At 68.9% G+C, this 14008-nt stretch carries 15 protein-coding genes; 8 read left to right on the top strand and 7 right to left on the bottom strand.

Annotated features, from left to right (window positions below):
• Nucleotides 1-101 precede the first annotated feature (101 nt).
• Nucleotides 102-590: an Lrp/AsnC family transcriptional regulator gene (locus tag OG876_RS16210; protein ID WP_328525692.1), complete on the top strand. Its 489-nt coding sequence runs from the start codon at nucleotides 102-104 to the stop codon at nucleotides 588-590.
• On the opposite strand, the gene OG876_RS16205 is transcribed toward OG876_RS16210, so the two are convergent.
• A complete protein-coding gene (locus tag OG876_RS16205) occupies nucleotides 587-1555 on the bottom strand; it encodes a LacI family DNA-binding transcriptional regulator (protein WP_328525691.1) in 969 nt (322 codons plus the stop codon). The genes OG876_RS16210 and OG876_RS16205 overlap by 4 nt on opposite strands.
• A 78-nt stretch (nucleotides 1556-1633) precedes the next feature.
• Here OG876_RS16205 and OG876_RS16200 point away from each other — a divergent pair, with 78 nt between their 5' ends.
• Nucleotides 1634-2953, top strand: a complete 1320-nt coding sequence (locus tag OG876_RS16200; protein ID WP_328525690.1) for a Gfo/Idh/MocA family protein — start codon at nucleotides 1634-1636, stop codon at nucleotides 2951-2953.
• Here OG876_RS16200 and OG876_RS16195 read toward each other — a convergent pair.
• Nucleotides 2891-3973: a magnesium and cobalt transport protein CorA gene (locus OG876_RS16195; protein WP_328525689.1), complete on the bottom strand. Its 1083-nt coding sequence runs from the start codon at nucleotides 3971-3973 to the stop codon at nucleotides 2891-2893. The genes OG876_RS16200 and OG876_RS16195 overlap by 63 nt on opposite strands.
• A 90-nt stretch (nucleotides 3974-4063) precedes the next feature.
• Here OG876_RS16195 and OG876_RS16190 point away from each other — a divergent pair, with 90 nt between their 5' ends.
• Nucleotides 4064-5041 (top strand): 2-hydroxyacid dehydrogenase, encoded by a 978-nt coding sequence (locus tag OG876_RS16190; RefSeq protein WP_328525688.1) that lies wholly within the window; start codon nucleotides 4064-4066, stop codon nucleotides 5039-5041.
• On the opposite strand, the gene OG876_RS16185 is transcribed toward OG876_RS16190, so the two are convergent.
• Nucleotides 5025-5909: an RNA polymerase sigma-70 factor gene (locus tag OG876_RS16185; protein ID WP_328525687.1), complete on the bottom strand. Its 885-nt coding sequence runs from the start codon at nucleotides 5907-5909 to the stop codon at nucleotides 5025-5027. The genes OG876_RS16190 and OG876_RS16185 overlap by 17 nt on opposite strands.
• Nucleotides 5910-6060: 151 nt before the next feature.
• Between OG876_RS16185 and OG876_RS16180 the strand changes: the two genes are divergently transcribed.
• The gene (locus tag OG876_RS16180; protein WP_328525686.1) at nucleotides 6061-6546 is read left to right on the top strand and encodes a carboxymuconolactone decarboxylase family protein; all 486 of its coding nucleotides are present in this window, start codon (nucleotides 6061-6063) and stop codon (nucleotides 6544-6546) included.
• A gap of 122 nt (nucleotides 6547-6668) precedes the next feature.
• On the opposite strand, the gene OG876_RS16175 is transcribed toward OG876_RS16180, so the two are convergent.
• From OG876_RS16175 to OG876_RS16165, 3 genes are read right to left on the bottom strand one after another with little or no spacing between them, the layout of a single operon-like run.
• Complete coding sequence (locus tag OG876_RS16175; protein WP_328525685.1) at nucleotides 6669-7205, bottom strand: DinB family protein; 537 nt, start codon at nucleotides 7203-7205, stop codon at nucleotides 6669-6671.
• 5 nt (nucleotides 7206-7210) lie between these two features.
• Entirely contained in the window at nucleotides 7211-8143 is a 933-nt protein-coding gene (locus tag OG876_RS16170; protein ID WP_328525684.1) for an alpha/beta fold hydrolase, read from the bottom strand.
• 16 nt (nucleotides 8144-8159) lie between these two features.
• Nucleotides 8160-8570 (bottom strand): VOC family protein, encoded by a 411-nt coding sequence (locus OG876_RS16165; protein WP_328525683.1) that lies wholly within the window; start codon nucleotides 8568-8570, stop codon nucleotides 8160-8162.
• A 122-nt stretch (nucleotides 8571-8692) separates the two neighbouring features.
• On the opposite strand from OG876_RS16165, the gene OG876_RS16160 reads away from it, so the two are divergent.
• The 4 genes from OG876_RS16160 (at nucleotide 8693) to OG876_RS16145 (ending at nucleotide 13247) form a co-directional block, all read left to right on the top strand.
• On the top strand, nucleotides 8693-9085 hold the full coding sequence (locus OG876_RS16160; protein ID WP_328525682.1) for a VOC family protein: 393 nt from the start codon (nucleotides 8693-8695) through the stop codon (nucleotides 9083-9085).
• Nucleotides 9086-9409: 324 nt separating this feature from the next.
• Nucleotides 9410-10219, top strand: coding sequence for a GDSL-type esterase/lipase family protein (locus tag OG876_RS16155; protein ID WP_328525681.1), 810 nt, complete (start codon nucleotides 9410-9412; stop codon nucleotides 10217-10219).
• A gap of 67 nt (nucleotides 10220-10286) precedes the next feature.
• On the top strand, nucleotides 10287-11066 hold the full coding sequence (locus OG876_RS16150; protein ID WP_328525680.1) for a hypothetical protein: 780 nt from the start codon (nucleotides 10287-10289) through the stop codon (nucleotides 11064-11066).
• 288 nt (nucleotides 11067-11354) lie between these two features.
• Nucleotides 11355-13247 carry a heparinase II/III domain-containing protein gene (locus OG876_RS16145; RefSeq protein ID WP_328525679.1) on the top strand — a complete coding sequence of 631 codons (1893 nt, stop codon included), beginning with the start codon at nucleotides 11355-11357 and terminating at the stop codon, nucleotides 13245-13247.
• A gap of 110 nt (nucleotides 13248-13357) precedes the next feature.
• Here OG876_RS16145 and OG876_RS16140 read toward each other — a convergent pair whose 3' ends face one another.
• A complete protein-coding gene (locus tag OG876_RS16140; protein WP_328525678.1) occupies nucleotides 13358-13936 on the bottom strand; it encodes a mycothiol transferase in 579 nt (192 codons plus the stop codon).
• Nucleotides 13937-14008: the final 72 nt, after the last annotated feature.

Genomic DNA, 14008 nt, shown 5'->3' with positions numbered 1-14008 from the left:
AGACGGACGGTGGCTTCATCGTCGTCCTTCTGGCCAATCGGATCCAGACCTGGAAGAATCACGAGACGTTTGGCGCGATCCACTCCGGATGAGGAGGCACGATGTCCGATGAGGTGATGGTCCACCGGGCCGGTCCTGGACAAATAGTCGTCGCCCCCGCGCTGGACGAGGTCGACCGGCAGATCGTCGAGGCGCTCGGACGGGACGGACGGCTCTCGATCCGGGCCCTGGCCGACCAGGTGCACATCTCCCGCGCCAACGCGTACGCCCGCGTCGAGCGGCTCACCACGACCGGGGTGATCACCGGTTTCACCGTCACAGTCGACCCACTCAAGCTCGGCCTCGCGACATCGGCGTACGTCACCCTCAGTCTCCGCCAGAGCTCCTGGCGGTCCCTCCGGGAGCAGCTCCAGGCAATCCCCGAGATCAAGCACATGGCCCTGGTCGGCGGCGACTTCGACGCGATCCTGCTGGTCCGCGCCACCGACAACGAAGGCCTCCGCCGCGTAGTCCTCGAGAAGCTCCAAGCCATCCCCGAGGTCCTAGCCACCCGCACCGCCCTGATCTTCGAAGACCTCGGGACGCTCTAGCAGCCGCAGGATCTGCGGAGGATCAGGTCGGTGGGGTAGGTCACCGCTTCGACCGCGTCCTGGCCGTCGATCAGGCGGCTGACTGCTTCGCGGGCCATCTGCTCCAGCGGTTGGCGTACGACGCTGAGCGGGGGCCAGCTGTATTCCGTTTCGGCTGTGCCGTCGAAGGCGAGGACCGCGATGTCGTCGGGGATTCGCAGGCCGGCCTCGTGGATCGCGCGGAGGACGCCGACGGCCTGCAGGTCGGAGCTGGCGAAGACGGCCGTCGGCCGATTAGTTGCCGCGAGCAACTCATGGCCGGCGTCATACCCGCCCTGCCGGCTGAAGGTGGTGCGGGCGATCGGTCCGTCCTCGAGCCCGGCCGCCCGGAGCGCGTCCCGCCAGCCCAACTCGCGTTCCCCCGATCGGCCACCACCGATCACCAGACCGACGCGCCGGTGGCCGTGCTCCAGCAGGTGCTCCACGCCGCGACGCGCTCCCTCGCGGTACTGCGGTCGGACCGAGCTCACCGTGGACAACACGCGGTTGATCGCGATCACCGGGATGTCGGTCTCGCTCAGGTCGGGATCCTCGGTGGGCGCGACCAGGAGGAGACCGCTGACTCGGCGGATCAGGAGTTCGGCGATCTTCGACTGTTCGGTGGCCGGGTCGCCGTCGGCTCCGGTCTGCAGGACGACGTACCCGCGGGCCGCGGCCTCCTTGTCGATCGCCTTGGCGAGCTCGGCGAACAGCGGGTTCCCGCCGTCGGGAGTGATCAGCCCGAAGGTCCGGGTGGTGCCCAGCCGGAGCGCGCGGGCGGTCGCGTTCGGCCGGTAGCCGAGCACGCGGATCGCCTCCAGCACCCGGTCCCGGGTCTCCGGCGCGACCGGTCGCGGGCCCTCGTTCACCACGTAGCTGACCACCGCCGTGCTGACCCCGGCGTACTGCGCCACGTCGTTCCGGGTGACTGGGGTGGCCTTCGGCATGTGCCGATAGTACGACCCTTGACCGCCTGGAAAGCGATTGCTAGCGTGCGTGTTCTACACGAGTAGAGGGAGTTCGTCGTGCCCAGACGCTATGCAGTCGCCGGGACCGGTTCACGAGCGCGGGCGTACGTCCGCGCGATCCTCGAGGATCACCCGCAGGAGGCCCAACTGGTCGCTCTCCTCGACCCGAACCCGGGCCGCCTCGCGTATCACGACCGGTACGTCCAGGAACTCGGCGGACCGGAGCTCCCGCAGTACGGCGCCGACGACCTGGAGCGGATGGTCAAGGAGCAGTCCGTCGACCGTGTGGTCGTGACGAGTCCCGACTACACGCACGCCGCGGTCGTCTCGCGGCTGCTGCGCGCCGGCGCGGACGTGATCGTGGAGAAGCCGCTGACGATCGATGCCGACGGCACCCGGCAGATCGTCGACGCGATGACTGAGTCCGGCAAGTCCGTGGTGGTGACCTTCAACTACCGCTACTCGCCGCGGAACAGCGCGCTGCGGCAGCTGATCGCGGACGGCGAGATCGGCACCGTCACCAGCGTCGAGTTCCAGTGGGTGCTCGACACCCGGCACGGCGCGGACTACTTCCGCCGCTGGCACCGCGAGAAGAAGAACTCCGGTGGTCTGATGGTGCACAAGGCGTCCCACCACTTCGACCTGGTGAACTGGTGGATCGCCTCGACGCCGGCCCGGGTGTTCGCGTCCGGCGGCCTGTTCTTCTACGGCGACGGCAACGCGGCCGCTCGTGGCCTTGGGCAACGACCCGAGCGCGGCACGATCGATGACTCGGGCAACGATCCGTGGTTGCTGGATCTGCGGACCGACGAGGTCAACCGGCAGCTGTACTGGGAGAGTGAGAAGTACGACGGCTACCGTCGCGACCAGGACGTGTTCGGTCCGGGGATCACGATCGAGGACAACATGTCCGTGATCGCGGAGTACGCGAACGGCGCCCGGCTGAGCTACTCGCTCAACGCCCATTCCCCCTGGGAGGGGTACCGCGTCTCGATCAACGGCACGGAGGGACGCGCGGAGCTGGAGGTCGTCGAGCGGGCCGCGGTGATCGACGACCAGATCGACCCGAGCTACCCGTCCGAGCGCGTGGTCGCCGGCGACGTACGGTCCGACGGCGAGCGGCTGGTCCTGCAGAAGCACTGGGCCCCCGCGGTCGAGGTCGAGATCCCCCGCGGCGTCGGCGGTCACGGCGGCGGTGACCGCCTGATCTACGCCGACCTGTTCCAGGGTCCCGGCAACGACCCGCTCGGTCGCGCCGCCGACGTCCACGACGGCGTCCGCGCGGTCGCGGTCGGCATCGCCGCCAACCAGTCGCTAGCCACCGGCCAGCCGATCGCGATCGCCGACCTGAACCTGGGCGGCTGGTCCAACGCCTGAAGCCGCGAACGCCGACGCCTTGGTTGAGTGGCGGGCGGTTCGTTGGCGGCGGAACCAGATGGCCAGGGCCAGGCAGGGCAGTAGGAGGCCGCCGACGCCGAGGACGAGGAAGTCCCATTCGGCGCCGATGCGCTCGACCAGCCAGCCGAAGTTCTGGCCGAAGAACCCGGTGACGAAGGTCAACGGCAGGAAGATCGTGGCCAGGATGGTCAGCTGCTCGATCGTCGCGTTCTGCCGGACGCTGACCTTGGTCTGCTCGACGCCGATCACCGCCATGTTCGCCTCCAGCACGGTGGCGAGGAGGTCGCGCTGGGCGGCGACCTCCTCGTTCACCAGCACCAGGTGGTCGTGCACGTCGCGGAAGTACGGCAGCAGCTGGGTGTCCCGCGCGCCGCGTTCGATGGTCGCGAGTACGGCGAGCAGCGGGTGGACGGCCCGGTAGAAGTCGGTCACCTCGCGGCGGAGGAAGTAGATCCGCTCCGTCGGCGCGACCGAGCCGGCGAACACGGTCTGCTCGACCTGCTCGATGTCGCGTTCCAGCTCGGCGACGACCGGGCCGTAACCGTCGACCACCTGGTCGAGGATCGCCCAGAGCACCGCGCTCGTCCCGGTCTCCAGCAGCTCGGGGCGCTGCTCGAGCCGGATCCGGGCGCCGTGCAGGTCACTGGCCACGCCCTGGCGGACGGTGATCACGAACGCCGGCCCGACGAACACGCTCACCTCGCCGAAGTCGACCTCCTCGCGCTCGTCGTCGTACCGCGCGGTGCGCAGGATGGCCAGGCTGATGTCGCCCTCGTACGGCTCGACCTTGGGCCGGAGATGGAACGTCTGCGCATCCTCGACGGCCAGCTCGTGCAGGCCGAAATTCTCTCTGACCTGGGTCAGCTCGTCGTCCGTGGGTTCGAACATGCCCAGCCAGACGAATCCGCCGGCCTTGCAACTGGCGGCGGCGTCCTCGACCGACATCGCCTCGACGTGCTGGCGGCGACCGTCCCGGTAGTAAGCGCAGTCGATGATCATGATGACCTCCTCCCCTGATCGTCGTACCGACCGGCGACAGGAAATAGGGTTGAGCGGGAAAGTGGCGGTGAACATCGGTGAGGAGAACCCGTGGGACTACCAGTGGTACTGATGCCAGGACCGATGCATCCGGCGGTCGCGCAGGGTCTGGAGGGCCACTGTGAGTTGATCAGGCTCTGGGAGGAGAGCGACCCGGACGCCGTGCTCGCGGCCCGCCGGGACGAGATCGTTGCCGTCGCCACCGGCGGCGGCCGGGTCGACGGCCCGTTCCTCGACCGGCTGCCCGCGGTGCGGATCGTGGCCAGCTTCGGCGTCGGCTACGACCGGATCGACGCGAACGCCGCGGCCGAGCGCGGCGTCGTGGTGACCAACACCCCGGGCGTGCTCGACGACGAGGTCGCCGACACCGCCCTCGGGCTGCTGCTGATGACCGTGCGTGAGCTGCCCCAGGCCGAGCGGTACCTGCGGGAGGGCAAGTGGCAGGACGGTCCCTACCCGTTGACCCGGGCAACCATGCACGGCCGCCGGATGGGCATCCTCGGCCTCGGCCGGATCGGCCAGGCGATCGCGGACCGGGCCACGCCGTTCGGCATCTCCGTTGCCTACCACAACCGCCGCCGCAAGGACGTCGGCTACCGGTACTACCCGTCGCTGGTCGAGATGGCCCGTGACGTCGACGTCCTGATGATCGTGATCCCCGGCGGCGACAGCACCCGGCACCTCGTCGACGCCGAGGTCCTGGAGGCGCTCGGCCCGGACGGCATCCTGATCAACGTCTCCCGTGGCTCGGTCGTCGACGAGCAGGCGCTCGTCGACGCCCTGCGCACCAACACGATCCTGTCCGCCGGCCTGGATGTCTTCGAGCACGAGCCTAAAGTCCACCCCGACCTCCTGACCCTCCCGAACGCCGTCCTGCTCCCCCACGTCGGCTCGGCCACCATGCCCACCCGTACCGCGATGGGCAACCTGGTCGTCGACAATCTCCGCAACTGGCTGGCCCACGGCACTCCGCTGACCCCGGTCCCCGAGTCGGCGGAGCTGGTCCGGCGGCTCAGCGGCTCAGAGTGATCTCCCGCTCCAGGCGTGAGAGCTTCTCGGGGTTGCGTACGGCGTAGAGGCCGGTGATCAGGCCGTCCTCGAGCCGGATGGCTGTCACGGTGTCGATCTCTCCGTCGAAGCGGAGGATCAGGGCCGGTTGCCCGTTGATCTGGGTCAGCTCCACCGACGCCTGACCCAGCCGGCGCAGCCCGAGCGCCAGCAGGCCGGCGACCTTGTCGGCGCCCACGATCGGCTTGGGCAGGGCCTGGACGACGCCACCGCCGTCGCCGAGGAAGACGACGTCCGGCGCGAGGATGTCGACCAGGCCTTGCAGGTCGCCGGTGTTGATGGCGCGCTGGAACGCCTCGAGCGCGTCCCGGGTCTCGTCGGCGGAGACGATCCCGCGGGGCCGCCGGGCGGCGACGTGGGCGCGGGCCCGGTGGGCGATCTGCCGGACCGCGTCCGGCTTCTTGTCGACGGCTTCCGCGATCTCGTCGTACTCCAGGTCGAACACCTCCCGGAGCACGAACACGGCCCGCTCGGTCGGCTTGAGGGTCTCCAGGACGAGCAGCATCGCCATCGAGACGCTGTCGGCGAGCTCGACGTCCTCGGCCACGTCCGGCGCGGTGAGCAGGGGTTCGGGCAGCCACGGACCGACGTACGACTCCTTGCGGCGGCCGAGCGTCCGTAGCCGCATCAGCGCCTGGCGGCTCGCGATCCGGACCAGGTACGCGCGCTGATCCTGGATGGTGTCGAGGTCGACGCCGACCCAGCGCAACCACGTCTCCTGCAGGACGTCCTCCGCGTCCGCGGCCGAGCCGAGCAGCTCGTAGGCGACCGTGAACAGCAGGTTGCGATGCGCAACGAACGCCTCGGTGGCTCGGTCCGTACCGGTCATGGCTGGCTCCTTCGCGCCGTCGGGTGTCACCCACCAGATGCCGGCCGCCGGGATTCTGTGACAGCTCGATCGGTATGGCGCTCGTCACGTCACAGCAGCCGGGCCGGCGGCATCTCGTGTTCGTCCAGTAGATCTCACAAGTGAGGACATCATGACGGAACCCCGTATCGACCTGATGAGCAACGAGCTCGGCGCCAGGCTCGGCAAGCGGATGTTCGGCATTCACCAGGCCGTCCAGGAGTCAGGCCTGCCGGAGACCACCCAGGCGCTGGTCATGCTGCGCGCCAGCCAGATCAACGGCTGCGGTCACTGCATCGACCTGCACGTCAAGGAGGCCGCGGCGGCCGGCGAGACCGAGACCCGCCTCAGCCTGGTCGCCGCCTGGCACCACTCGACGGTCTTCACCGAGGCCGAGCAGGCGGCCCTGGCCCTTACCGAGGAAGCCACCCGCCTGGCCGACACCCACGGCGTCTCCGACGACACCTGGGCGTGGGCGAGCAAGCACTACGAGGAGGACCAGCTCATCGCGCTCGTCACCGTGATCGCGATGATCAACGCCACCAACCGCCTGGCCGTCACCCTCAACCAGCTCGGCGGCTCGTACGAGGCCGGTCTCCTGACCAAAGCCCTCGACTGACCCGGCGTCCCGTTTGAGGGGTCAACCCCGGAAGGGGCGGGTTCGGCCGCCGAATTTCGCGGGGCCGACCCACACATCGAGGGGTTGGCCCCTCGAACGGGGACGGGCGGGGGTGCGGTGGGTCAGCCGGCGGACTCGTCTGCCGGCTGCTCGGCCGCGGGGAGGTCCCAGATGCGGTTGGTCTGCCAGGCGTACTCCCAGGCCTGGATGTCGGGGGGCTCGATGCCGAAGCCGGTGAGGATCGCGCAGACCTGTTCGCGGTGGTGGTTGGCGTGGTTGATCGCCTGCGCGATGAAGATGCCGACCCGCGTCCCGCGCGTGTTGTCGTCGACGATCATCACCCGCTCGACGTCGATCGGCTTCGCCAGGAACTCCTCCCACACCGCGCCGGCCTCGTCGTTCCACCGCTCGAGCGTGTCGAAGTCCTGCGCGTGCTCGCCGTCGACGAAGTCGAGCGGGCTGTCGGCGATCCGCCGTACGTAGCCGGCGTCGCAGCGGACGATGTGATCGAGCGTCGCCAGGATCCCGCCGAACGTGCCGACGCCGGTGACCTCGAGCTGCTCGGGCGTGAGGTTCTGCGCGCGGCAGAACTGGATCAGGCTCTTCGTCGCCCAGTTGTTGTGCCGGATCGGGTCGTACAGCAGGTCGTTGAGTCCCATGCGCTTCACGCTAGCCGCAAAGCCTCGAGGATCTCGTCCCAATATTCGTGCAGTACGGCGAGATGCGTGATCTGCTCGCGGATCACCAGAGTCGCCCGCGGGATCCGCTCGGCGAGCCAGTGCCCGTTGCGTGGCGAGGCGTTCGCGTCCGAGTCGCCGTACCAGAGGAGGACCGGGCAGGTGATCCGCTCGGGACGGAAGTGCCAGGATGTGAAGGAGATCGCGGCGTCGCGGAGATAGCCGGCCGGGTTCGTCAGCGCTTCGCGGACCGCGGCCGCGATCGCGGCGTCGGAGCCGAGCGCGCGGCCGTCAACGACCGGGCCGGGCCGGCTGACTACCTCGGCGTCGCGCGGTTCCAGCTCCGTGAGGAAGCGTCGGGCCAGGGCTGCGTCATCCGTGTCGGCGGGATCGAGCTGGGCGACGTACGCCTGGAAGTCGGAGCGCATGGCCTCGACCGCGTCGTCCGGTGGCAGCGTGGCGAGCCGGGCGAAGAACGCCAGCTCCTCGGGGCCGAGATCATCCCGGTGGATCGGCGGGTCCAGCTCGGGGACGCTGCCCGGGCTCGCCGCCACTCCCACGGCCGTCACGCGGTCCGGATGACGCGCTGCGCAAGCCAACGCGTACGGGCCGCCGATCGACATCCCGAGCACCGCGAAGCTGTCGATCCCAAGCTGATCCGCGACGGCCACGACGTCGTCGGCCACGGACAGGTGCGTCGAGGCATAGGCATCCGACGTCCCGTAGCCGGGGCGGTTCACCGCGATCAGTCGTACGCCGGTACGCCGAGCCGGCGCGTCACCGGCGTACGCGGCATGTCGGGTGTCCGGGCAGCCGTGCAGGAAGAAGATCGGGACGCCGTCAGGCGCCCCGCCCTCCCACCACTGCATCCGCCGCCCGTCCGCCGGCCGCAGCACCTCACCAACCGCAGGCGAGCGCACCGGCGCCGGGTGCGCGTCAGCCGGCCGCGGCGATGTTGACCATCCAGTTGATGCCGAACTTGTCGGTGACCATGCCGAACTCGTCGCCCCACATCTGCTTCTCCAGCGGGACGGTGACCTTGCCGCCCTCGGACAGCTTCTCGTAGTACCCGCGGAGCTCGTCGCCGTCGCCGCTCAGGCTGATCGCGATGTTCTCACCCGGGTTGTACGGCATGCCCTGCGGTGTGTCGGCCGCCATCAGCGTGAAGCCGCTCGGTGTCTCGAGCTGACTGTGCATCAGCTTGTCGTCGTCGTCCGGGCCGTGGCTCGCACCGAACTCCTTGAAGGTGTTCGAGGCCACTTCACCGCCGAAGACGCTCTGGTAGAACTCCATCGCCGCTCGCGCGTTGCTTTCGAACTGGATGTACGGATTGAGCCGAGCCGCCATCAGAAAACTCACTTCCCCCAACCGGCCGCACCCGGTGGTGAGGCCTCTTGCCCGCACAGTAAACCCGCCCGCCGACAGTTCGCGACCCCCCGCCGATCCGGGTCTGTGGCTAGGGTCTGGGCATGATCCCGCGACACATCACGATCGACGCCGGAAATCCGTACGAGCTCGCGAAATTCTGGAGCACGGTCACCGGCTGGCCGCTCGGCGACGGCGACGAACCCGGCGACGACGAGGCGCTCGTGGTCGCCCCGGCCCCCGTCCCCTGTCTGTTGTTCGTCGCCGTCCCGGAGACGAAGTCGGTGAAGAACCGCGTCCACCTCGACTGGGCTCCGACCGAGCGCACCCGCGACGAGGAGGTCGAGCGCCTCCTCGCCCTGGGCGCCACCATCCACGAGGACCACCGGCAGCCCGAAGGCCCCGGCTGGGTCACCCTGCACGATCCCGAGGGCAACGAGTTCTGTGTCGAACGCAGCGACGCCGAGCGGTCAGGTCAGGCTGGGCTCGAGGGGTAGCGGCCGAGGGTTCGGGAGTCGCCAGGCCAGCTCCTGGTCCGCCCGCGTACGCCGGGAACACTCCAGCCGGCGTGTATCCCGGCTTGTCGATTTCTGGCATGGCTGGAACCTATTCGGGGTTTCCGGACATTAACCAAGAGTGAGGCACACATGCGGCGGCTACTGTCCGGCGGCACGCGGGCACGGTCCGGGGTCAGGTCAGGTCGTGACAACCATTCCGGGCCTGTCCGCATCTGATACATGTAGACGGTTTGCAACGTTTAACGCGGTTCACCGCGTTATGAGGTATGAGGACGACTGTCGAAACTGGGGGGAGTGGAGGGCGTGAGGAGCAGACTCCGTGAGTCCGTGATCGCTCCGGCCATGGCGATCGTCGCGACGCTGGCCGTGTTCACCGCGATCGGTGGACTGCTGGTGCTGCTCGAGCCCCGCTCGCCGAGCCCCGCGAGCCCGGACACCGGCCTCCTTGCGGCACCCCCCGGCCCCACCACGGTGCCACCGGGCCGCTACGGTTCGGGCACGCTCGGCCCGTGGCAGAACCTGCTCCGGCGGATCACGCCCGACGACCAGGTCCGGGACGTCCTGACGTTCAACGGGATCTTCATGTTCGGCGACAGCATCGCCGTCCAGGACGGCTTGGCACTGGAGCAACTGCTCGCGACGCGGACCGGCGACTCGATCGCCGTCCACGACTGGTCCGGTCAGCCGACGTCCGCGGCGGTCGACGCGCTGGCGGGCTGGGAGCGCGACTACGGCCTGCCCAGCCGGATCGTGATGGCGGTCGGCACCAACGACATCTTCGACCCGCCGGCATTCGGGGCGCAGGTCGAGCGGGCGATGGCGATCGCGGGTCCGAAGCGGACCGTGTACTGGGTGAACGTCGAGGTGAGCCGGTTCCGGCAGAGTGCCGACGTCCAGGCCGCCGACCGGGCCAACAGCGCGTGGATCAACCAGCAGCTGGAGGAAGCCGCGGCGCGCCACCCCAACCTGAAGATCATCCACTGGTCCGAGTTCCTCAACTCGCAGCCGGCCGGACTGGCGAAGTACCTGCGCGACGGTGTCCACACCAGTGAGCCGGTCGGCCGGGCCGCGCGCAACGAGCTGATCGCGGACGCGCTGCAAGGCAGTCCCTGAGGCTGGCAACCCCCGGGCCACCTTCGGCGTTAACAGGATGGGTACGGCGTCACAGGGAGGTCCACGCATGCTCCGGCATCATGCGCTCGCCACCGCTCGCGGCGGGGCGACGTCCGCGGTCATCGTCGCGGTCCTGACCGCAACGCTGCTTGTACTCATCCATCTCGAGTCCCCCACTGCCCCTGCGAAGGCCGCCGCCGCGCCGGCCACGAGCATTGGTGGCTACGGGTCGGGCACGATCGGTTCCTGGCGGTCCAACGCCAAGGTGATCTCCAGTGGTGCGCACGTCCGCCACGTCGTGGCGACCGACGGGGTCCTGCTGTTCGGCGACTGCATCGCCGTACAGGACGGGGAGGCGCTCGGGCGACTCCTGGCTCAGCGGACGGGTGCGTCGTTCGCCGAGTACAGCTGGGCCGGTCAGCCGACGTCGGCTGCCGTCGACGCCTTGGCTGCGTGGGCCCGCGCGTACGGGCTGCCTCATCGGATCGTGATGGCGGTCGGCTCGAACGACATCTTCGACCCGCCGGCGTTCACGGCACAGGTCGATCGGGCGCTGCGGATCGCCGGGGCCAGCCGGACCGTGTACTGGGTGAACGTCCAGGTGTCCCGGACCGACGAGCCGGCCTCGGTGCAGGTCGCCGATCAGCGCAACAGCGAGTGGGTCGATCTGCAGTTGGCCCAGGCGCAAGAGCGCTACCGGAACCTGCGGATCGTGCATTGGGCCGAGTTCCTCGCGGCCCGCCCCGAGCGGATGCGGACCGACCTGCGGGACGGCCGGCACACGACGGTCCCGGCCGGGCAGACGGCCCGCAACACCTTGATTCTGCAGGCGATCCAGCACCGCTGAACCGGAGTCGTCGATCCGCACAACCTTTCCCTGAGTCACGGCATCTAGACAGAAGAGGAAACAATCTGACCTCGGGGGGACTGATGGCGACGTACCTGGACAGCACCGTGATCGATGCCGGCTGCAACCTTCTCCGGACCGCCTGACGTTCTCACGAGTAACACCGCCCACGCCGCGGACTCGAGGCGTGTCACGCAAACCACCTGACCCGAATCCAGGGACCCGCTCGACCCGAATTCAGGTCTAGGCCAGAAGAAGCATGCCCGGGGCATGCGGTGAGGACGAGCAATGCCCGCGAGACATCCCCGCACAGCTGGAACGACGGTCCGGCTCGCCATCGCACTGGCGGCGAGCGTCGCCGTCCTGGCGACCGCGTTGATGATCCCGCGGGGCAACTCGAAGCCGGAGGCCGCCCCGGACCCGACCGTTGTCCGGACTCCCGAACCTCCGACCGCCCCGCCGACGCCGGCGAAGCGCAACACCTACACGTGCCCGGCGTACAGCGGGATCGATCACGCGAACCCGTTGGCCAACCTCTATCGCGACATGTTCACCTGGGGTACGACGGCGCCGTACAAGGTGGGCGACGGCAAGGGCAACATCAATTGGCGGGTGAACCCGGACAAGAACCCCAGCTGGTACATGTGGCTGCACTCGCTGCGCTGGCTGGGCCAGGGAATCGTGGCCGCCGGCAAGGGCGATCGGCGTGCCCTGCAGCGGGTCAGCGCGATCGCGCATGACTGGGTGAAGGACAACCCGTACTCGTGGAAGTCGGACATCGGCGCGTACGAGTCGACGATGCACCGGACCAACGTGCTGATTTGTTTGCGCCAAGCAACGTTGTCCGGGCTGCACGTGTCGCGGCTACCGCGGGAGTACGCGTGGCTGGACAAGGCGCTGCTGGACCACGCCTGGTTCCTGCAGAGGAACTGGAGCGGTGACTGGAACCACGGCACCGACGAGAGCCTTGCCCTGTTCGGCGTGGGCTGCACGCTCGGGCGGAGCGATCTGAAGAAGGTCGCCGCGGATCGGTTGACCAGCGCGATCAAGACGTCGATCGACACCCAGGGCTCGACCAACGAACAGTCGACGGCATACGCCCAGTTCAACTACTCGCTCTGGGGCCGGGCGATCGACGTACTGGAGAAGTGCGGCGTCGACCCTGGTACGACGATCAAGGCACGCCGGCGCGAGCTCGCGAAGTGGCTCGCGCTCGCCACCGACTCGCTCGGCAACCTGCATCAGATCGGCGATTCCGAGATGGTGAAGACTTTCCCGGTGCCCGGGACAGTTCTCGAGTACGCCGGGACCCTCGGTGCGCAAGGGATCCGGCCGACCCAGCGGATCGGGATCTTCGACGCCGGGTACATCTTCGGCCGGACCGGGTGGGGTGAGACGCGGCCGTTCACCCAGGAATCGACGTACAGCATCAGGTTCGGGCCGACGCGGAAGCTGCACGGGCACGAGGACCACACATCGATCACCTATACCTCGCACGGCCGGGACATCCTGATCGACGGTGGGCACGCGGGCTACAAGATGGACGACTGGCGGAGCTGGGCGAAGAGCCAGTTCTCGCACAACGAGATGACCGCGTTGTCCACCGCCGCGGAACACCCGGAGACCAAGCTGACGCGGTCGTCGATCGCGCCGACCTCGGAGTTCTACGAGCTGCGTGACTCGCTGGGCAAGGGGATCGACCGGACCCGAGGCGTGCTGGTGCTGAAGGATCCGGACCTGATGGTCGTGCTGGACCGCGGGACGTCACCGTCGTCCCAGGACTACCAGACGTTGTGGCATCTGCCGGAGGACCAGAAGGTGGTTGTCCACGGCAACTCTGCGGTGGCCGCGCGGCCGGGTGATCGGGTCAAGACGACGTTGCTGCAGATCCCGTTCCGGCAGCAGACCACGCCGATCCAGGTCGCAACCGGCAACACCGATCCGATCCAGGGCTGGCACTACACCACCATCGACAAGCGCCAGCCGGCGCCGGTCGTGAAGTTCACCCGCTCCGGCCGCACCGCGTCGATCCTGTCCGTCATCGTCCCGACCCGCAGCAACGGGGCCGCCAGCTACACCACGTCCCAGCAGGGCTCCGGCGTACGCATCACCCTGAAGGTCGACGGCGTGAGCACCACTATCTCCGTGGCGGCTGACGGCACGCTCGCACGGGTCAAGTGAGTCCTTCGTACGGCGGCTCGGCGCCGGGCCGTCGTACGGGGTCAGGGTCTTGATGCGGCGGACCGCCGTGCGGGGTCAGGCGGCTGGATGCGGTCGGCCGCCGTACGGGGTCAGGCGGTTTGGGGGGTGCGGGCGCCTACGGGGTGCCAGCCGGGGGGCGGGTCCTCGCCGACGCGGCCGTCGACGGCTTCGCGGATGAGGTCGGCGTGGCCGGTGTGGCGGCCGTACTCCTCGATGAGGTCGCAGACGAGGCGGCGCAGGCTCGCGTGCCTGCCGTCGGGCCAACTGATATGCGCCGGCTGGTCGAGTCCGCCGTCGGCGAGGGCCGCGGTCACGCGCTCCCGCGAGCGTGCGACCGCGCCGTCCCAGAGCGCGTAGAGCTCCTCGGGAGTGTTGTCGGCCGCGGAGTTGAACTCCCAGTCGTTGTCGTCCCGCCAACCGTTCTCGTCCCAGTGCGAGTCCATCGGTTCGCCGCGGAACTTCACGGTGAACATGTAGTCCTCGTTCGCCGCCAGGTGCTTCAGCAGACCGCCAAGGGTGATCGTCGACGCGCCGATCCGTGTCTGCATCCCGGCCGCGTCGAGGTCGTCGACCTTGTAGCGGAACGTCGTACGCAGCCGATCGAGCGCCCCGACCAGGTGCTCAGCCTCGGTACCAGCCAGCGGAGGTTCCCACCATGTCTCAGTCATACCGGCACCGTAGACCCGATTCCGGACACTCCCCTTCCGGAACTAGGAGCCGTGCCTGACTGACGTCCTAGG

Source organism: Kribbella sp. NBC_00359 (assembly GCF_036097425.1).
GTDB lineage: Bacteria > Actinomycetota > Actinomycetes > Propionibacteriales > Kribbellaceae > Kribbella.
This window is presented reverse-complemented; position numbering and strand designations above follow the sequence as displayed.

Coding starts and splice junctions, on each gene's coding strand:
- OG876_RS16145 (WP_328525679.1), top strand. CDS start 11,355: ATGCCCGCGAGACATCCCCGCACAGCTGGAACGACGGTCCGGCTCGCC.
- OG876_RS16160 (WP_328525682.1), top strand. CDS start 8,693: ATGATCCCGCGACACATCACGATCGACGCCGGAAATCCGTACGAGCTC.
- OG876_RS16195 (WP_328525689.1), bottom strand. CDS start 3,973: ATGATCATCGACTGCGCTTACTACCGGGACGGTCGCCGCCAGCACGTC.
- OG876_RS16180 (WP_328525686.1), top strand. CDS start 6,061: ATGACGGAACCCCGTATCGACCTGATGAGCAACGAGCTCGGCGCCAGG.
- OG876_RS16150 (WP_328525680.1), top strand. CDS start 10,287: ATGCTCCGGCATCATGCGCTCGCCACCGCTCGCGGCGGGGCGACGTCC.
- OG876_RS16175 (WP_328525685.1), bottom strand. CDS start 7,205: ATGGGACTCAACGACCTGCTGTACGACCCGATCCGGCACAACAACTGG.
- OG876_RS16185 (WP_328525687.1), bottom strand. CDS start 5,909: ATGACCGGTACGGACCGAGCCACCGAGGCGTTCGTTGCGCATCGCAAC.
- OG876_RS16165 (WP_328525683.1), bottom strand. CDS start 8,570: ATGGCGGCTCGGCTCAATCCGTACATCCAGTTCGAAAGCAACGCGCGA.
- OG876_RS16210 (WP_328525692.1), top strand. CDS start 102: ATGTCCGATGAGGTGATGGTCCACCGGGCCGGTCCTGGACAAATAGTC.
- OG876_RS16140 (WP_328525678.1), bottom strand. CDS start 13,936: ATGACTGAGACATGGTGGGAACCTCCGCTGGCTGGTACCGAGGCTGAG.
- OG876_RS16205 (WP_328525691.1), bottom strand. CDS start 1,555: ATGCCGAAGGCCACCCCAGTCACCCGGAACGACGTGGCGCAGTACGCC.